14 protein-coding genes are annotated in these 19,388 nt (G+C 39.7%); 7 read left to right on the top strand and 7 right to left on the bottom strand.

All coding sequences use genetic code 11. The features are described from left to right. The first annotated feature begins 26 nt into the window (after positions 1-26). A complete protein-coding gene (locus B2906_RS04365; RefSeq protein ID WP_286935717.1) occupies positions 27-2,453 on the top strand; it encodes an ABC transporter permease in 2,427 nt (808 codons plus the stop codon). Between the two features lie 39 nt (positions 2,454-2,492). On the opposite strand, the gene B2906_RS04360 is transcribed toward B2906_RS04365, so the two are convergent. Beyond that, the gene (locus tag B2906_RS04360) at positions 2,493-3,479 is read right to left on the bottom strand and encodes a bestrophin family protein (RefSeq protein WP_091655579.1); all 987 of its coding nucleotides are present in this window, start codon (positions 3,477-3,479) and stop codon (positions 2,493-2,495) included. A gap of 623 nt (positions 3,480-4,102) precedes the next feature. Between B2906_RS04360 and B2906_RS04355 the strand changes: the two genes are divergently transcribed. From B2906_RS04355 to B2906_RS04335, 5 genes are all read left to right on the top strand, one after another. Beyond that, positions 4,103-6,547, top strand: coding sequence for an ABC transporter permease (locus tag B2906_RS04355; protein ID WP_286935714.1), 2,445 nt, complete (start codon positions 4,103-4,105; stop codon positions 6,545-6,547). A gap of 93 nt (positions 6,548-6,640) precedes the next feature. Beyond that, the gene (locus tag B2906_RS04350) at positions 6,641-9,115 is read left to right on the top strand and encodes an ABC transporter permease (RefSeq protein ID WP_286935712.1); all 2,475 of its coding nucleotides are present in this window, start codon (positions 6,641-6,643) and stop codon (positions 9,113-9,115) included. A gap of 30 nt (positions 9,116-9,145) precedes the next feature. After that, entirely contained in the window at positions 9,146-11,557 is a 2,412-nt protein-coding gene (locus tag B2906_RS04345) for an ABC transporter permease (RefSeq protein WP_286935710.1), read from the top strand. Positions 11,558-11,739: 182 nt separating this feature from the next. Next, entirely contained in the window at positions 11,740-12,414 is a 675-nt protein-coding gene (locus tag B2906_RS04340) for an ABC transporter ATP-binding protein (RefSeq protein WP_091655573.1), read from the top strand. Then, the gene (locus B2906_RS04335) at positions 12,401-13,738 is read left to right on the top strand and encodes a TolC family protein (protein WP_286935708.1); all 1,338 of its coding nucleotides are present in this window, start codon (positions 12,401-12,403) and stop codon (positions 13,736-13,738) included. Before B2906_RS04340 ends, B2906_RS04335 begins: the two co-directional genes overlap by 14 nt. 77 nt (positions 13,739-13,815) lie before the next feature. Here the strand turns inward: B2906_RS04335 and B2906_RS04330 are convergent, their stop codons facing one another. The 3 genes from B2906_RS04330 to B2906_RS04320 form a co-directional block, all read right to left on the bottom strand. Beyond that, positions 13,816-14,661, bottom strand: a complete 846-nt coding sequence (locus tag B2906_RS04330; protein ID WP_286935707.1) for an OmpA/MotB family protein — start codon at positions 14,659-14,661, stop codon at positions 13,816-13,818. 240 nt (positions 14,662-14,901) lie between these two features. Then, complete coding sequence (locus tag B2906_RS04325; protein ID WP_144602963.1) at positions 14,902-15,492, bottom strand: DUF4136 domain-containing protein; 591 nt, start codon at positions 15,490-15,492, stop codon at positions 14,902-14,904. A 380-nt stretch (positions 15,493-15,872) separates the two neighbouring features. Continuing rightward, positions 15,873-16,571, bottom strand: a complete 699-nt coding sequence (locus tag B2906_RS04320; protein WP_286935706.1) for a DUF2490 domain-containing protein — start codon at positions 16,569-16,571, stop codon at positions 15,873-15,875. Between the two features lie 40 nt (positions 16,572-16,611). Here B2906_RS04320 and B2906_RS04315 point away from each other — a divergent pair, with 40 nt between their 5' ends. Then, entirely contained in the window at positions 16,612-17,190 is a 579-nt protein-coding gene (locus tag B2906_RS04315; protein WP_286935705.1) for a uracil-DNA glycosylase family protein, read from the top strand. Here B2906_RS04315 and B2906_RS04310 read toward each other — a convergent pair. The 3 genes from B2906_RS04310 to B2906_RS04300 form a co-directional block, all read right to left on the bottom strand. Further along, positions 17,183-18,079, bottom strand: coding sequence for a cation diffusion facilitator family transporter (locus B2906_RS04310; RefSeq protein ID WP_286935704.1), 897 nt, complete (start codon positions 18,077-18,079; stop codon positions 17,183-17,185). The genes B2906_RS04315 and B2906_RS04310 overlap by 8 nt on opposite strands. A gap of 100 nt (positions 18,080-18,179) precedes the next feature. Beyond that, complete coding sequence (locus tag B2906_RS04305; RefSeq protein ID WP_286935703.1) at positions 18,180-19,103, bottom strand: DMT family transporter; 924 nt, start codon at positions 19,101-19,103, stop codon at positions 18,180-18,182. 74 nt (positions 19,104-19,177) lie between these two features. Beyond that, positions 19,178-19,388: hypothetical protein (locus B2906_RS04300; RefSeq protein ID WP_286935702.1), on the bottom strand; the 211-nt coding region annotated here is incomplete at its 5' end.

Here is a 19,388-nt window from a genome sequence, read left to right as displayed (position 1 = left end):
AGCGGCATTTTTTTCACCAATCAGCCATGTTTAGAAACTACTTTAAAATCGTATTCAGGAATGCTAAAAAGCATCCTTTGTATGTCTTCATCAACCTTTTTGGTTTGGCCATAGGAATGGCCGTGAGTATTGTGATTCTGCTGTATGTTCGGTATGAACTCAGCTATGACAATTATCACCCTGATGTGGATAGAATTTATAGAGTTTCGAGAGCTTGGTTTAATCCGGATGGGAGTACCAGCTTGCATCTGGGGCATACTGCTCCTCCCTTTGGGCCTCTGATACAATCAGATTTTCCGGAGGATGTGGAGTTCTCAGCTAGATTGATGAATGCAGATCCTTTAATCAAATCAGGAAATAATGCATTTGTGGAGGAACGATTTTTCTTTGCAGACCCAGAGGTTTTTGATGTTTTTTCTTGGGAAACACTGGAAGGTGAATCAAAGAATGCATTGACTCAAGCAGATGGTCTTATATTATCTGAAAGTACTGCCAAAAGATATTTTGGGTCTGAAAATGCAGTGGGGAAAGAACTTCTAGTAGAGATAGGAGGGATGGAGTTTACCATGCAGGTGAGAGGAGTGGTCAAAGACACTCCGGACAATTCCCATTTTCATATTGATTTTCTAGCCTCCATGCTACCTGTCGTTCAATTTTACGGTGGGCAAGATGCATTTATGTCTAATTATGGTTCTAATAATTTTTCCACTTATATCAAACTTGCAGAAGGTGTTTCTTATAAAAATTTTGAAGCCAAGCTTCCCAGTTTGATTGATAGACATATGGGTGAAAGTAATTCTGGAATCCCCATGTCAAAAGGGACCCAGCTTCTTCTATGGCCTATTCAGGACATTCACTTACAGTCGAACCTGGACTCTGAAATAGAGCCCAATGGAAATATTGATTATGTCTATGTCTACGGGGCTGTGGCATTATTTATCTTATTGATAGCCTGTATCAATTTTATGAATCTTAGCACCGCAAGGTCCTCCTTAAGATCTATGGAGGTGGGCTTGAGAAAAGTGATGGGTGCTGACAAGACTATCCTCATCCGGCAATTTATGGGTGAAAGCTTTGTGATGACTTTTCTGGCTATGCTTATTGCCCTTTGCCTGGTCTTTTTATTTCTTCCTTATTTCTCCGATTTTCTGGAAAATCCTTTGAGTTTGAATTTTCTAGAAAGCCCAGAACTACTGGTTTGGATACTGGGATTAATCCTTTTTGTGGGTTTGATTTCAGGAAGTTATCCAGCTCTTTTTCTTTCAGGTTTTACTCCTGCCAAAGTGTTAAAAGGAGCATTTAAAGCAGGAAAAGGCCATGAGAACTTCAGGTCTGTTTTAGTGGTTGGGCAGTTTGCCATTTCCGTAATGCTGATAGTTGCTGTCATAGTGGTGATCAATCAGCTGAGCTTTATGCAGAATAAAGATTTGGGCTTTGAAAAAGAAGATATAGTGGTGCTCCCTAGCTCTAATCAGATCAATGAAAACTATCTCATTTTCAAGGATCGCTTAGAAAACCATCCTGATATTCAGTCAGTGAGTATTTCGAGCAGAGTTCCATCAGGAAGGCTCCTGGATTCTCAAGGGGCAACAGCCGAAGTAGGAGGAGAGCTAACGCAGCTCAATAGCAGGATTGCGGACATTCATGTAGCTCATAATTTTCTGGATACTTATGGAATATCTGTAAAGGCTGGAAGAAACTTTGATTTTCTAAGAGCAAGTGATTCTACTGAAGCATTTATTTTGAATGAAGCCGCTGTTCGGGAAATTGGTTGGCAAAGCCCTGAGGAAGCTGTTGGCAAGCAGTTTTTGTATGGAGGAAGAAGAGGTTTTGTGACAGGAGTTATGCAAGATTTTCACTTTGAAAGTTTGCATCAGCCCATTGTTCCTATGGTGTTTATGATTTCCCAGGATAGGAATAATAGTGTCAGCATCAAGTTTGAAAGTGGAAAAAGAGAGGAAGTTTTGGCCTATCTAAAAGAAGAATGGACAGTGATGAGACCTGATTATCCATTCGAACCCCTAATGATAGACCAGGGATTCAATAGGCAATATGAAGCTGAGGCAAGAGTCAAAACTATATTCACTTTCTTTTCTGCCTTAGCAATCATTATTTCTGTGTTGGGGCTTTTAGGTTTGGTGACATTTGCCACTGAACAAAGAACCCGTGAGATTGGAATCAGAAAAGTAATGGGAGCTGAAACTGGAAATATTCTGGCTCTTTTGGGTAAGGATTTTCTCAAACTAGTAGCAATAGGCTTTCTGATTGCTATCCCGGTCTCCTATTTTGGAATGAAAAGTTGGCTTCAGGATTTCGCCTACAGCATAGGAATCAATTGGACCACTTTCCTTTGGGCTGGCTTAATTGCGGGGGCAATTGCAGCATTCACCGTCATCAGCCAAACAATCAGAGCTGCATGGTCAAATCCTGTGAAGAGTATTAAAAGTGAATGATGCCTTTTGGATCCATGTGGTAAATGAAAAGGGCTTTCTCTACATCAAAAATCCATTATCCACAGGGTAAGGTTGTGGAATTTCTTTCTCATCCAGCATTTCCAGCAAGTCTATTTCAATTACTCTGGTGATAGAGGATATAGGGACATCATTGTAGCCTGCTTCAAAAGGGTTTTCAGAATAATCTCCAATTCTGTCAACCAAAAAGAATATCCAGATAATGATTCCGGAAAAGGGTACCGTCAGCCAATAGTGGAGCTCTGTAGACTGCTCAAAAATATCCAAAAGACCCAAAGGAATTAATGCGCAGAAAATGTAAGTAATCCAAAGTCCGGTGGAGGCATATTGTCTTGGAAAGGGAAAGGTTTTTATTCGTTCGCTCATTCCCTGGGTATCATAAAATCTACTAATCAGCTGATGAAGCCAAACATGCTTGTATTCACTAAGTCCGTTTTCTTGATGTATTCTGTCCAACTCTAAGCTTTGTTTTTTGAGAAGTTGGGTAGGAAAGTTTGTGTATGCCTGCAATGATTCCCATTCCTCAGGATCCAGATATTTTCTGATTTCAGGTTCTAAGCCATTAGCCATTTCCTCTCGAAATCCCGGTGTGAAGACCATTTTGTCTACGGGTAAATTATGTTCCCAAGATTTTCCCTTACGAAGGTTATGCTTAAGAGAAACTAGCCAAGCCAGATGTCTGAAAATCATTTGTTTTTTCCAAGAATATGGAACGCTCTTATCAGGTAATGATAAAATGGCCGAGGCGAAAGTTCTACAGTCATTGACAATAGAACCCCAAATTTTTCTGGCCTCCCAAGCCCGATCATAGGAGGAGTTGTTTTTAAAGCCAAGGAAAAAAGATACTGCGACACCAATTACTGAAATAGGTTGCCAAGGCAATGAAAATGGCAAACCAGTGACTTCGTATAAGAAAACGATAATTGCAGAATATATCAGTCCATTGATCAGTGGCTTTTTAGACCAGCGGACAGTCATCCAGAGGCTATAGTTTCTTTTGACATACATAGGCTGATATTTTCTATAATCTACTGATTTATAGGATATTTTTCATTATTGAGTCAAATTGAATTTTATTTTGATGATTAACAATTTTATCAGAAGTCTTCATTTGTTTCAGTAAAAAATAGAGACAAAGTTCAGGTTATTGCAAGGTTCAGCCATCTTTTCCCGAGGAAGGCAGAGGTCACTTACGCGGATAGAATTCTACGAAATGGAGAAGAATGGTTTTTGTACATATTTGATTATTATGAATTTCGGTTTTCTTCTCAATAAAGAAATAATTATGGCTTAGTATCAGATGAATGGATTAGAATACCGAGCTTCTGTCTTCGGTTGCTTGTGCTGAGCGCCCGCCTCCCGAAGGGCAGGAACTCGAAGTATCCAATCGGTCAACCAAAGAAAATAGGGTAAGTGGCCAGATTGCGCATAATCAGATTCATTATAATCTTCAACCCATGTTAAATTGGTGAGAGCCAATATTTTTAAGATTTATTTGCCCGTCAGCGGACAAAATTGTCCGAGGTAAATCCTGAATTTTTGAAAAATCGCTGTATTTAGGCTGTAAAAGTACTTTTGAAATGGCATAAAACTGGAATTATCTCTGGCAAATGATGTAAAGCTTTTCGTATATGTTAAAGAACTATTTCAAAATTGCAGTTAGAAATCTTCTCAAGCACAAGCTCCATACTGGGATCAACCTGATTGGCTTATCCTTAGGTCTGGGAGTAAGTATTTTGATTTTTTTCTTCGTTCAGTTTGAACTGAGTTTTGAGACTTTCCATCAAGATTTAGATCGGATCTACCGAGTCAAAACACATGAGCGGATTGACGGGGAAATGAAAGAAACCTACTCATCCCCGGTAGTCCTTGAATCAGCTTTCAGAGAGGAGTTCCCCCAAATTGAGGCAATTACTGGCGTAACCAATGCAGATGTTCAGGCGATCTTGCCTGATCAGAGTACTCAAAACCAAAGAATCCGCTTGGTTCACCCAGACTTTTTAAAGATGCTTAACTTTCCCTTGATCAAAGGAGATATTTCTTCTCAGCTGGTGGATAAATACTCCGTGGTGATCACTGAAAAAGCTGCTAAGCTATACTTTGGGTCAGCAGATCCTATTGGCCAATCTCTCCAACTGAAAATGGGAGAGGACTTTGTAGACTATCGAGTTTCAGGACTTTTGAAAAACCCGCCTGCCAATAATTCCATTCCCTTCGAAATTCTGATGCCGATCGAAAACATGGATTTCTTTGCGGATAAGGAGAGTTTAGCCTCTTGGTACAATGTATGGGGATTTAACCTGGTCAAGTTGAATAATCCGGAACAAGTAGCCTCCATTCATCAAAGTATGGAAGCTTTTATGAAAAAGTCTCTGGGTGAGGATTACGAGGAAGGCGGACTTTACTTCACGCTTACACCATTGGCTGACATGCACTTTGCTGAAGGAGCAGGAAATGGGGCTGTGCAGACTACCCAAAAATCTTTGCTCTGGATTTTGTCAGGGATTGCCTTTCTGGTTTTACTGATTGCCTGTATTAATTTCACTACGATGGCTATCGGAAGGGCAACCTCAAGAGCCAAAGAGGTCGGGGTAAGAAAGACCATGGGAGCCAGCTTTGGCCAATTGATCATTCAGTTTATGATGGAGGCCTTTTTGACAACCTTAACAGCCTCGGTGATAGGGGTAGTGCTTGCTGAGTTGTTCCTGCCCACTTTCAATGATCTCTTTCAAAAAGAACTGGATATCGTTTATGGACCTACTCAGTTTGGTATTTTGGCTGGGCTGATTGTATTTATTTCAGGATTGGCTGGAGCCTATCCTGCCTTTTTTCTATCCGGACTGCGTCCTATAAAGGTATTGAAAGGAAACCTTTCCCTTCATTTTGGGAAGCAAGGCCTTCGGAAAGGTTTGGTTGCTTTTCAGTTTTTCATCTCTTTCCTACTCATTGCCACCACCTTGATTATGGTTAATCAGATGAACGCAATTCAGGAATATGACTTGGGTTTTGATCAGGAGCAGATACTGATAGTGGACATGCCAGATTATCCTTCACAAAACTTTGTGACTTCTTTGAAAGAAAGTTTCAGAACTGCCGAGAGTTTTCGTCAGACATTGGTATCAAGAACAGAAATTGCCTCCACAGCTTTGACAGTCGCTACTTATGGAGATGATGCCTTTTGGCAGGTCGGATTTCCTTTGGAAGATGGAACTATGTTTTCGTTCAAAGTCAACTTCGTTTCGGGGGACTACATGGAAACACTAGGCATGGAGCTTTTGGAAGGAAGAACCATTAACCCTGCTGTGGGAGCTGACAGTAGTGCCCTGATCATCAATGAGGCTTTTGCTAGGGCATTTAATTGGGAGGATCCTATGGGAGAAATGCTTCCAAGAACCGATTTTGAACCCCATCAGATTATTGGAGTGGTGAAGGATTTTCATCATGCCTCTCTATACCAACCCATAGAACCCGTGATGATTGCTAAGTCTCCTATGGCTGTATTCAGTGGGATTACCAATCTTATGATCAACTCCAGCACCAATCCTAAGCTGCTTGTTCGTGCTGCAGGTGGTGATATCAATCAGGTTCGAAGTGTGATCGAAGCGGAGTGGGAAAAGCAATTTAAGGGCCTACCTTTGGAAATTTCTTTTTTGGATGAAACGGTAGAAGCTCAGTACCAATCTGATCGGAGATTGGGAAAAATGGTATTTATCGCAGCATCACTTGCCATTTTGATTGCGGCTATGGGGTTGTTTGCCATGGTTGCCTTGTCGATCGCCGGACGGACCAAAGAGATCGGAATCCGAAAAGTCCTAGGAGCATCTAGCTGGAGTATTTCGTGGCTTTTTGGAAAGGAGTTTATTGTCACTACGCTGGTTGGGGTAATAGTAGCGCTTCCGCTGAGCATCTATTTGATGCAAGGCTGGCTGGATCAATTTGCGGTCAAGGGTTGGCCTTCCTGGATCAGCTTTGCGGTACTGGTTATGGGAGGAATTGCATTCACCCTTGCCTTAGTCTATGCTCAATCTCTCAAGGCCAGTTTGAGTAATCCGGTGAATACCTTGAAGGATGAATAAAAAAGTATCAAGACCTTAGAAACAAGATCAAAGAAGCTAGAGGCTAGAAACAAATAACCAAGAAACTTAATAACTAATAACCACGATCTTATCATGCTCAAAAACTACTTAAAAATAGCCTGGAGAACCCTTCTTCGCCAAAGAATATTCTCCCTTATCAATGTTTTGGGCCTAGCAATAGGCTTAGCATGCTTTCTTTTACTGGCTTCTTATGTGAAATTTGAGCAATCCTATGATTCATTTCAAGAGGATTCTGACCGAATATTTAGAGTTTCTCAGCAAATTCGTGATTTTGGGAATTCTGCCTGGGCTGGGGGAGCTGTGGCCCCTATGCTTCGTAAAGAGTTTGGGGAGCAGTTGGAAGAGATTGTCAGCTTAATTCAAATCAATACTTATCTCAAATCTTTCAATGGAATCAATCCCGAAGAAAGCTTCAGAGAAGATTACTTTTTTTACGCAGAACCAGGATTTGAAAATATTGCTGGGTTAAAAGTCCTTCAGGGAAGTCTGAAAGGAGTTTTTGATGATCCTTTTACTTTAGTCCTGACCAGATCTAAGGCAAAGCATTATTTTGGAGATGAAAACCCTGTTGGTAAAGTGCTTCTAGCTACAGGAGATATAGCTTTTGAAGTAAAGGCAGTGGTAGAAGATCTTCCAGCAAATACCCACATGAAGTTTGACTTTTTATCTTCGGTTTCCACTTTCAAAAATCTTAATAATTTTCCTCAAAATGCTGATTTTGGGAGCTTTTGGTGGCCTCAAACATTTACCTATGTCAAAGTAAAAGAGGGTCAAAATGCCCAGGCGATCAGTGATAGAATACCGGAAATAAATGGGAATTACCGTGATCCTGAGGAAGCTAAAAACTACCAATACTACCTACAACCCATACAATCCATACATCTTCAATCAGGATTTGGAGGCGAGTGGACGCCAGGAGTAGATCAAAAGACTTTGTGGATTTTTCTTTCAATTGGTGGTTTTGTGCTTTTGCTAGCATGCATCAATTTCATCAATTTGGCTACTGCTCGTGCTATCAGAAGGATGAAAGAAATTGGTGTGAGAAAGGTCAATGGGGCTAAGAGAGGACAATTGATGGCTCAGTTTCTGGCTGAAGCATTTTTAACAAATGCATTTGCGCTTGTTCTAGGGTTGATTTTGGTGGGGCTGGCTCAACCAATTTTCACATCTATGCTGGGAATATCTTTTGAAGTTCCGCTATTTTCAGATAATTCTTTGATTGGCATTGTTCTGGCTGTATGGATAATTTCCTCCTTACTAGCAGGTGTTTTTCCCGCATTTTACCTAAGTGGTCTCCGACCGGATGTCATTCTTAAAAACTCCCAAATTTCAGGTGGAAAAGCCTTGCTGAGAAAATCGCTGGTAGTTTTCCAGTTCGCTCTTTCTTCCCTGTTGGTTTTCTGTGCCGGGGTAGCTTATATGCAACATACTTTCCTCAGAACATCTGATATGGGCTTTGATCACCAGGGATTATTGACCGTGAAACTCGGAAATGCTGCAAAAGCCCAAATTGAGCTCCTTAAATCGTCCCTTGAGCAACAATCAGGAGTGATTTCTGTCAATGCAATTTCCAATGCTCCCGGACTGGAAGGAGGTTGGAATCCTTCCGTAGCTTTCAGGGGAGTTGAAATAGAAGAAGCCTTTTCTATTTATGTTCAATATGTAGATGAATCCTACTTCGAAAATTTGGGAGTAGAGGTGATTGCTGGAAGAGAATTTTCGCCGGATTTTCAGGATCAGGGGGAGGTAACGGAAATGATGAGGGGACAATTTCCAAAAATGGAAAATCTTGGCGTAGTTGTAAATGAATCCGCAGCAGCCATAATTGCTCAGGCAGGGCAGGAAACTCTTGGAAATGCAGTTAGAATATATACCGATGAAAATGGTAATTTATTCTCTGATTACAATGGTAATATCGTTGGAGTGGTGGAGGATTACCATACTCAGGATTTAAAAACCACCATCAAACCCACTGTTTTCCTTCCTGTAAAAAATGCAGCTTTTGATGGAAGCAATATCTTATTAATTCGAACAGGAAATGGCTTTGATGAAGCTCAAATTACTCAATTAAAAAATGCATGGAATCAAATAATTCCAGGAATTCCTTTCGATTATTCATTCTTAGACGAGCGGATTGCCCAGAATTATGCTCAAGAGGCCCGAACGGGTAATTTGCTAGGCGCATTTGCTATACTAACCTTGTTGATCTCCTGCTTGGGATTGCTAGGACTTTCCATATTCACGGCAGAAACTAAGCGTAAAGAAATTGGTATCAGAAAAGTCCTAGGAGCCTCCGTTCAGGGGATTATTTCTCAATTGTCCAAAGAGTTTATTTATCCGGTGATTTTGGCCTTACTAATAGCCTTTCCGCTTGGATTTTATTTGATGAGTCAATGGCTAGAGCAATTCGCAACTAAAGTAAATATTTCTATTGGCTTTTTCTTGGCAACGGGGATGACTTCGCTGGTATTTGCCTGGTTGACGGTGACTTGGCAGTCATGGAAAGCTGCCACTTCCAATCCAGTGAAATCAATTAAATCAGAGTAGGATCAATTATTTTTCAAAAACGCTAAGGCTATGCTCAAAAACTATTTTAAAATCGCCTGGAGGAATCTTCTCCGCAATAAGCTCCGAACAGCAATCCATATCCTCGGACTTTCTCTAGGGATTGCGATATGCTTTTTGATATTCAATATCGTATGGCACGCATACAGTTTTGATAATTTTCACCCTGATAAAGAGAGGATCTATAGAATCATCACGGAGAATGATTATGGAGAAATGAAATACAGTTATCCGGCTGCTCCAGGGCCATTGGGTGAGGTTTTAGGAGAAGAATTGGCTGGTATTGAAGAAGTAGGTAGACTCTATACCTTAGGACAAACACATGCCAGTATTCCGGAAGAAAATAAAAACTTTGGCAGGAAGAATTACATTAGTTTCGCTGATCCTGGTTTTTTTAAAGTTCTCCCAAGAACTTGGCTGGCAGGAAATCCTGAGACAGCATTACAGGAACCTAATCAGGTTGTGATTAGTGAAAAGAGTTTGAATACTTATTTTCCCAATCAACCTCTGGATCAAGTACTTGGAAAAGAGCTTCGCTATGTGGATGCTGATACCATCATGGCAACCATTGTTGGTGTTATCCAGGATTATGATGAAAACACCGATTTTATTTTTCAGGATTTCATCTCTTTTTCCACTATTAAAAAGAATGAGAAAGAAGACTGGTATGGGCTTCATTCATGGACCAATATCAATTCCAGCAGTCAGGTTTTCTTTAAATCAGGTAATGGAATCTCTGCCAGCAACTTACAGGAAGGGCTTAATGCAATAGCAGGTAAATACTATGCCGATGAAGAGGAGGGAAGCACCTCGTTTGGATTGGAACCCTTATCGGAACTTCATTTTTCTTACGGACTACTGGATGAAACAGGTGCCTCAAAAGAGCTGATTAAGGGTTTGTTGATTGTTGGAGCCATCATTTTGATTTTGGCATGTCTCAATTTTATCAATTTAGAAACTGCCCAAGCAATCAGCCGAGCAAAAGAGGTAGGGATTCGAAAAACACTTGGAGGCAACAAATTCCAGCTGATGTTTCAGTTTCTAGCCGAAACCTACTTATTGGTATTAGGCGCAACTTTGCTGGGTTTGGTGTTTTCAGACTTGATATTAAAAACCTTCCAAAGCTATCTTCCAGACGGCTTCACGATGCCGTATTTAGCAGGATATAATTTAATATTTATAGTTCTTTTCGGAGTCTTATTGACTTTGGTTTCGGGAATTTACCCATCCTTGGTTTTGGCTAATTATCAGCCTCAGCGTGCCCTGAAAGGCGAGAAAATGGGTTCGGCGAAATTCTCCTTTGGGGCCTTTTTGAGAAAAAATCTGACGGTTCTTCAGTTTACTGTGTCCATGGTCTTTTTGATTTTAGTAATGGTTATTGGCTCTCAATTGAAATATATCAGTAGTCAGCCAGTTGGATTTGAAAAAGATGCAGTGGTCTATGCTTACTTACCTTTTATGGCAGGTTTTGAAAAGGCTTCACTCCTTCAGAGCCAGGTGACTCAAATGAGTTTTGTGGAAGGAGCCAGTTTAGGAGGAGATGCCATTTCTTCTAATGGAATTTGGACCTCTGATGTGAAAGTTCCTGTAGACAGCGCAGAGATGGAATTTTTTACACAAGTGAAAAATGTGGATTCATCCTTCGTTCAAGTAAATGGAGTTGAGTTGCTGGCTGGAAGGAATTTAACTCAAAACCAAACAGAGGTTTTGGTAAATGAACGCTTTTTGAAGGAAGCAGGGATCAATTCTGCACAGGAAATTCTCGGTAGTTTTATTACAATAGGAGGAGGGCCAAAGTCTGTTGTTGGAGTGATGAAAGATTTCAATTCCCGATCGCTGAAGGAAGAGATTCTTCCTATGGTTTTTCTTCAAAACCCTGATTATTATAATGTCATCTCAGTCAAACTGGGGAAAAGAATCAACCTCGAGACAGCATTGCTTGGATTAAGAGAATCATACACGAGTGTTTATCCTTTTGAGGAAATTGATTTCAAGTTTCTGGATGAGGAAATAGCGAAATTCTACGAAGAGGATCAGCGCATTAGAAACATTCTCGGTTTTTCCAGTATGATAGCCATCCTTATCTCTGGAATGGGATTGTTTGGACTTTCTTCTTTCACCATATCTCAAAGATTGAAAGAGATCTCTGTGAGAAAAATATTAGGTGCCAGCATTGCTCAGATTCTAGGACTTATCAGTAAGGAATATGTGATGCTGGTCAGCATTTCCTTTCTATTAGCAGCTTATCCAACTTATTGGCTCGCTAAAGAATTTTTGGAAAGCTATTCATACCGAATTGATATGCCTTACCTGCAATTTTTGATGGGAGGCATGGCATTATTGGTTCTTTGCATAGGGATAGTAGGTGCTCATTCCTGGGTGGCGGCTAAATCGAATCCTGCCGAAATTCTGAAAGACGAATAAGGGATTTGGAAATATTTTAAATCAATAAGTGATTTTGATTTTGGTGGAAAAATCGTTCGCCAGCGAACAAAAATGTTCGAGAAAATATAGGGTTGTTTGATCAAAAAGGGCCTTTAGACTTGTTCTGAGGCCTTTTTTTATGGCATGGAAGTGGAAATGATTATGGAAGCTAATTTTCAAGTATGATACAACTCAAAGAAATCGATAAATACATTGAATCCCGTTTCCAGAGGATTTTTATTCTTAAAGGAATAAATCTGACTATCCAACAAGGGGAGTTCCTTACTTTGATGGGCCCTTCAGGAGCAGGGAAGTCCACCTTGCTGAATATCATAGGAATGTTGGACGAAGACTACGATGGGGAATACTTTTTTGGAGAAAAAAATATCCGTAAAATGAAGGACAAGGAGAGATCCAATCTGCACAAAAGTGAGTTTGGATATATTTTTCAGGCTTATCATCTGATAGATGAATTGACTGTTTATGAAAATATAGAAACGCCACTTCTTTATAGAAATGTAGCTTCATCCGAGCGGAAAAGCATTATTGCAGATCTTTTAGATCGCTTTAACATGGTAGCCAAAAAGGACCTCTTCCCTGCTCAGTTGAGCGGTGGACAACAGCAATTAGTGGGAATCGCTAGGGCTGTTGCCGGCCGACCAAGTTTGCTTCTCGCGGATGAACCTACAGGGAATCTTCATTCCACTCAGGCCAAGGAAATAATGGAGGTTTTTCAAGAATTGCATAAAGAGGGAACCACCATCATCCAGGCTACTCACGCTAGAGAGAATGCAGATTACGGAACCAGATTAATCAATCTATTGGATGGAAAAATTGAAAGTGATGAACAGCTATAAATTTCTAGTTACCCTTTTGACTTTAGCTTGTTGCTCCTTTGGAACATATGCTCAGGATACTCTTAGGTTGGATTTTCGTCAAGCAGTAGCATACGGACTTGATGCAAATCTGGAGTATAAAATTCAGGAGAATAATATGGAAATCCTGAAGAAGCAGAAGCAGGTAGCGGCACTATCTCATTTGCCCTCTGTGGGAATCAACTCTAATTTATTGAGGCAAAGTGGTCAGCAATTTCAACAAGTAGAAGGTGAAATTGTAGTTACCAATGTCACCAATGAAATTGTTTCGGGAGGATTAAATATGAATATGCCAGTATTCAATGCTGGCAGGAGAATTTTGGATACTCAATCGGCCAAGCTGGCATTTGAGGCTGGGGAAAAGGGCTTGGAAAGGGCCAAGCAACAGGTAGTATTCGATGTAGCCCAAAGGTATTTACAGGTGCTATTGGATCAGGAGTTATTAAAAATTGCGATAGAAAACCTGGAAAATCAGCAGGAGCAACTTCGGCAAATTGAGGGTTTCGTTGAGGCTGGATTAAGAACTGTTTCTGATTTATATAATCAGCAATCTGAAGTTGCCAGACTGCAATGCGTAAAAGTGGATGCGGAAATTCAGTTGGAAAATGATCTTTGGTCTTTATCAGAATATCTGCAATTGGAGGCGGGTAAAATTCCTGATTTGGAACCCGTTGATCCTACTAATTCATCGGTAAGCTTTGCCGAGCAAAATCTAGGAGAATTATACGAGTTGGCTATGGCAAACCGTGCTGATATGAAGCAACAGGAGCTTTTGGTAAGCTCTACCAAAAAAGATGTTCAGGCAAGAAAGGCTATGTACTTTCCTAGGGTTTCTGCTTTTTATAATTACAATACCTTTTTTACATCCTTAGATAGTAGAAGTCTTAGGGAGCAGTTATTAAGGATATATCCTCAAAATACGCTCGGCTTGAATCTGGTGATTCCCATATTTTCCAATTGGCAAACAAGATTGGATGTGAGTAGAGCTAAAGTAGCCTACGAAAATCAGCAATTGACCCTACAGTCTTTGGATAGAAGGGTGTACCAAGATGTGAGATTAGCCTGGCAAAATTATAAAGCAGCTAAATTGAAAGAGCAAAACACTGGCTTACAGGTTTTGGCGGCGGAGGAGGCAAGAAATGCAGTTCAGGAGCGCTTTAGATTGGGGATTTCCAATTTTGTAGATCTATCCGCGGCTAACCAGCAATTTGTGGCTGCCCAGGCAGATCAAGCTCAGGCAATTTACACCCTATATTTTCAGGAAGTATTAATGCAGTTCGCTTTAGGAACTTTAAGCACTGATTAAAGTCAATTAGGAGGAAATAAAAAAAGCAGACCCATAAAGTCTGCTTTTTTTGATTTAATTGTGGTAGTTGGTTTTGTTTATAACATTGCAAAGAACATATCCAAATCAGGGATTAGGACGATTCTAGTTCTTCTGTTGATAGCCATATTTTCTTTGGAATCATTGGCAACGATCGGCATATAGCTCGCACGACCCGCAGCGATCATTTTTTCAGGAGCTACACCAAAATCATTTTGAAGCTTTCTAACAATAGAAGTAGCTCTTTTTACAGATAGATCCCAGTTATCCTGAACCACTGAATTGGAGATGGTTCTTGGGTCTGTATGACCTTCTATCATCACCTGAAGACTAGGCTCAGCGTTGATTACTTCTGCCAATTTCTTCAAGAGGGGATCTGCTTTGCTGTTGATTCTGTAAGATGCTGTATTGAAAAGAAGCTTATCAGAAACAGAGATCATCACCACAGTTTTGTCTATACTGATTTCCACATCATCTTCTTCTCCTCCGGTATTTTCAGTGATGTTTTGCTTCAGATTGTATTCCACCGCTAGATTCACGGAATCTTCCAATGTCTTAGCCTGAGCAAGCTTATCAGGGTCCACCTTAGCCAAAGTTTCAGCCATCTTTTGCTTTGAATTTTTGGACATGACCGTTCCTGACTCGATGGAATACAATGAGTTGTTGGATTGAGTCAAGGCATCATTGGTGTCTCTCAAAGAATTGATTCTCGCGTTGTATTCTGCTACTCTAGCCTCAATGGCTGCCATTTTTTCTTCCAATTCAGCCTTTTCCTGATTGGTCATGGCTAATTCTGTTTGAGTCTTGAAGAGATTACTCTCCAACTCGGTGTACTTCTTTTTAGACACACAGGACACTAAAACACTTGCGCTAAGTATGCCTGAAAGGATCAAAGAGTTTTTCATGGTTTTAAAATTTGTTTTTCAAGTCGATTAAAATCTGCCATGTTTAGAAATTCTTTTGTTTCCTGGCAGAATTGATTTCTAGGTTTATTCTTCTTGATCCAAAAGAACTGCCAGTGATTTTCAGAAATCATATAATGGCTTAATCAATTGAAAAACAATGATTTACTTTTTTTACATAAAAAAATCCCATCGAAAAGATGGGATTATTACTAAGCAAACTGGGGAATTATTCCACAGAATCTATTCCATGTAACGGTTTACAACTTTAAATTCATTCATCACCCGATAGGCAGCACGGGTAATGTCAGACTGAAAGCTAGGGGATTCAAAATCAAATTTAGCAGCGGTATAGCCTTGCCAAATAGTGTTTCCTCTTTTGTTGTCAATAACATAAATGACTAGCATTCCATTATTCTCCTTGTACTTGATTTGGTTGTAGGTTTCGTCCTTCTCCAGTTCTTTATCTTTGTCCTTTTCCAAATCCCTTTCCAATACCCGGCTTCCTGTCCTCTGCAACCAATAATCAAACTCGGGCTGCACATATCCTCTATAACGGATCGAATCGGTAAAAATCTTATAGCTGACCAATAAGTCTGGTTTATCAGTTTTCTCTACAAAGCCCTGAGATCCCAATCTAGCTCCAATGGTAGCATTTAAAACCGGCGTGATTGTTTCAATTTCAGGTTCGTTGATCTCAACAAATGCAAAAGTTTTATATCGTTTGAAGGTACCCTGGTAATTGTAATCGTATTCTGTAATGTAATCTTTTTGGGTGAAGCAGCTTGAAATTACCAAAACAAGCAAGACTAGGTAATAGGTAGAGTTTTTCATATGATATGAATTTATGGTTGACTAAGGCCGATATTTTTAGATTCAAACAAGTCTTTGGAAAGTCGAGGGTTTCACTAGCTGCCTTTGATATTTTTTAGGAAATTCCTTTAGCAGAAAAGCAATTGTTTCTCAATTTATCCTCTTCTATGTTTGATCGGAAAAAGCTGAATTATCTAACTCAAAAACCAAACTGCTTTACCAATACTTTGTTTCAAGTTATTGATATTCAACTTCCTGTCTTATAATTTAAAAAGATATTTGCGTTTAATCCATATACTGGATCAATCATTTAAAATTTTACAGAAAATTCCCGAAAAATATCTTTTACACATATACGATGTGTTAAAAGATTCTGGTTTTTAGTGAGTTAAGAAAAAATATTACTTGTCGCTGTATAATTGATGGAAAACAGAGAATTGAAGCTGATTTTTTGAAAATCGATTGGTTTTTTGTTCCATAAAACCGACCTGAACAGCCAACTGATTTTGAATTCGGTATCCTAATCCCCCATAAAGCCGATTTCTGTCGAAGTATTCCACCAAACCGTTTAACTTTTCTCCGTTGATGAATAATTCGTCATAAAGCTGTAAATACCAACTCCCTTTTTCACTCAAGCTTTTAGAATTGAGCGGGACATTTAGAAATAATGCATACCTAAATCTGCTGCGAAATGGAGAGGAGTCAACCCATCTTTGTTCGTATCGGAAACGATGCATAATTCCTACCTTGGATACTTTTTGCCTTAAAATTGCTTCCTGATATATTCTGCTTTCAGGAACAGAAACCGTACTCTCTCCCGGTGGTTGAGTAGTGATATTTCCATAGCCAAGAGTGAAGCTTGCGCTTCCGTCTTTTAAATTATATTGTAATCCTGTTCTGATTAGAAGTTGCTCTAAATCCCCGACTATGTTATGGTTTCTATATTGTATTTCACCATGAATAGCCCAAGGACTTTCCTGAAATCTAAAGTTTCCAAAATACATATACCAAGAGCCTAATTCCGGATTATTTTGGCCAAATGAAGAAAAGCCAGAAATTAGAAATATAAAGAAAAGGGAAAGGGGTAGAGTCTTTTTCACAATTCAAATTAAACCTAGAATTAGAAAAGGTCAATTTTTCATGGAAAATTTAAATTCAATTCTTCGGGAGGTTAGAAATTGCAAGCTTTGTGAAGCGCATCTTCCATTAGGAGCCAATCCAGTGCTTTCGATAAATTCTCAAAGTAAAATTCTAATTATCGGACAAGCACCAGGAACCAAAGTTCATGCAACAGGTATTCCTTGGAATGATCCCAGCGGAGATGAATTACGAAGGTGGCTTGATGTTGATAAAAATGCTTTCTATGATCCCGAAATTTTTGGAATCATGCCTATGGGCTTTTGTTACCCCGGCAGAGGTAGGGGAGGAGACTTGCCTCCGAGAAAGGAATGCGCGCCTACCTGGCATTCTATGTTATCTTCACAAATGCCCAACTTGAAGTTGATCTTATTGATTGGTGCTTTTGCCCAATCCTATTATTTGGGAGAAAGACGAAAAAACAATCTGACGGAGACGGTGAAAAATTTCAAAGAGTATTTGCCAAATTATTTCCCTTTGGTTCATCCATCCCCAAGAAATAGATTATGGATGAGGAAAAACCCTTGGTTTGAAACCGAGGTATTGCCTGAGTTGAGAGATAGAGTGCTCACTCTTATCTGAATGGATTTTCTTTTTGCTCCAATGCACAATTTTCCTCTGACAATTCCCACTCTATGGTGTAATGACTCAGAGGATATTTTTTGAGGGTCTCTTGTACTTGCTTTTTGAATTCAAGCAATTCTTTTAGGTTTTGAACTTGCTTCAAGCGCACATGAGCAGTAAAAACGTGGTGAGCGCCTTCCATTGACCAAAGATGGGTATGATGAATGGATTCAACTATTGGAAGAGCACACAACTCTTTTTTGATTTGGTCTAGAGAAATATCAGAAGGCACTGCCTGAAGAAATATATACAGTGTTTCTTTCAGATTTTTTAAAACATTCCAGAGAATGAAAAGCGTGATACCCAAGGATAAGACAGGGTCAATCCAAGGCCAATCGAAGAATAAGAGAAGTATTCCCCCAATTAAAACAGCTACCCAACCCAAAACATCTTCAATCAGGTGCCAGCTAATTACTTTTTCATTTTGGGAATGTCCGTGACCCACCTTCCAGGCCGCATAGCCGTTGACAATTACCCCGAAAATTGCAAAAAAGATCATCCCTTTCGCATCGCTCATTTCTGGAGTTATGAGGCGTTGGATTGCTTCATTTACGATGAATACCGAACCGATGATTAGTACCATTGCATTGATTAGGGCTCCTAAAAGCGAAAATCTACCGTAGCCAAAAGAGAAACTATCGTTAGCTTTTTGTTTGGATTTTTCTTGTAATCCCCAGGCCAATCCTAATGAAAGGGAGTCTCCCAAATCATGAATGGCATCTGATAATATGGCTACTGAATTTACCCAAAATCCTCCAACCAACTCTAAAATGGTAAAACCCAAATTCAGAAAAAAAGCAATCTTTAAATTATTGCTATCCTGTGGATGGTGGTGATGTTCATGCATGTCAAAAATATTTTAGGAAAATTTCAAGAGAACTAATCCTAATCAAGTTCTTAATAAAATCTGCTTTTTCATAAGCAAATTAATTTTTGTCCCTTTTGATTTAAAGGGAAAGTTTCTTGGGCTTGGTAGCCAAGGACAAAAGTGCAATGGTGGAAAGGATTAGAAATGTACCTAACCAATCCATAGCAGTAAAAGAAACTCCCAGCCAAACTACAGCCATCATGGCTGCAGATAAAGGTTCCACGCTACATAGCAAAGATGCTGTTTGAGCTCCAATCAATGGAATGGCAGTGAGGAAAAAGAAAAATGACAACAGGCTTCCAAAAACAATGATATAGCCAAATGCGGCAAATGACTCTACATCCCAAACCCCATTTACTTGCCATGGCTGAAGGTAAATGGCAAAGAACAAGCCACCCAAAAGCATTCCCCATCCTGAGACGGCTGCTGCTGAATGTTTAGTAAGTAACTGGACAGGATAGATGGTATAAAAAGCCAATGCAAGTGCTGATAGAAGTCCCCAAATCAAAGCTTGCGGAGAAATAACCAAAGTAGACCAAGTTCCGTGTGTAACCAATAGAAATGTGCCCAATACGGCAAAAACCATGGATGCCATTTCAGCTAAAACAGGCCATCTTCTGAACTTAATTGCATAGAAAGAAACCACGAATACAGGTCCGATATATTGGATGACTGTTGCGGTGGCAGCGTTGGAAAGTCGAATGCTGTAGAAATAGCTGAATTGTACTGCCCACATGCCCAGAATGCTAAAAATTATCAGTTGAGTAATTGAGCTTTTAGATTTCCATATGGAAAGGGTTTTTTTTTTGGATTGGAAGAAACTAAAAACCAAAAGCAGTGCTCCAGCAAGAATCAGTCTCCAGCAAACCAACCAAGAAGGATCTATATTTTTTTGTTCGAATAAAAACTGGGCACAGTTTCCTGAAATCCCCCAAAAAATAGCAGCCGCCAAAGCCAGAAGCATTCCTTTGGTTTTGATCGAATCAGCCTTTTGAGCAGTCATTGGTTGCTTGTAAAAATTTCTTGAAATAGCATTCTCAAATTGGGAAAAGCAATAGGGGAAATTAAAATTTCTGACTATCCGTAATCATGCAGGTAGCCAATTTTTCTTTGACTGATTGGAAGACCGATGACCGAAGACCGAAGCATCCGGATTTTGATCCTTTGGGCTAATAAGAAACCAAATTTTCCTTTTGTTATCAGGAAAACGGATATACCTATTAATTTTTCATTGAATTTTATATTGAGGAAATGTAGAAAAAAATAAAAAAAGGCTGGAACAATTCCA

This window comes from Algoriphagus sp. UBA3586, from assembly GCF_002376385.1.
Lineage (GTDB): Bacteria > Bacteroidota > Bacteroidia > Cytophagales > Cyclobacteriaceae > Algoriphagus > Algoriphagus ornithinivorans.
Note: the sequence above shows the minus strand (reverse complement) of the source record. Positions and strands in the feature narration are given on the sequence as shown.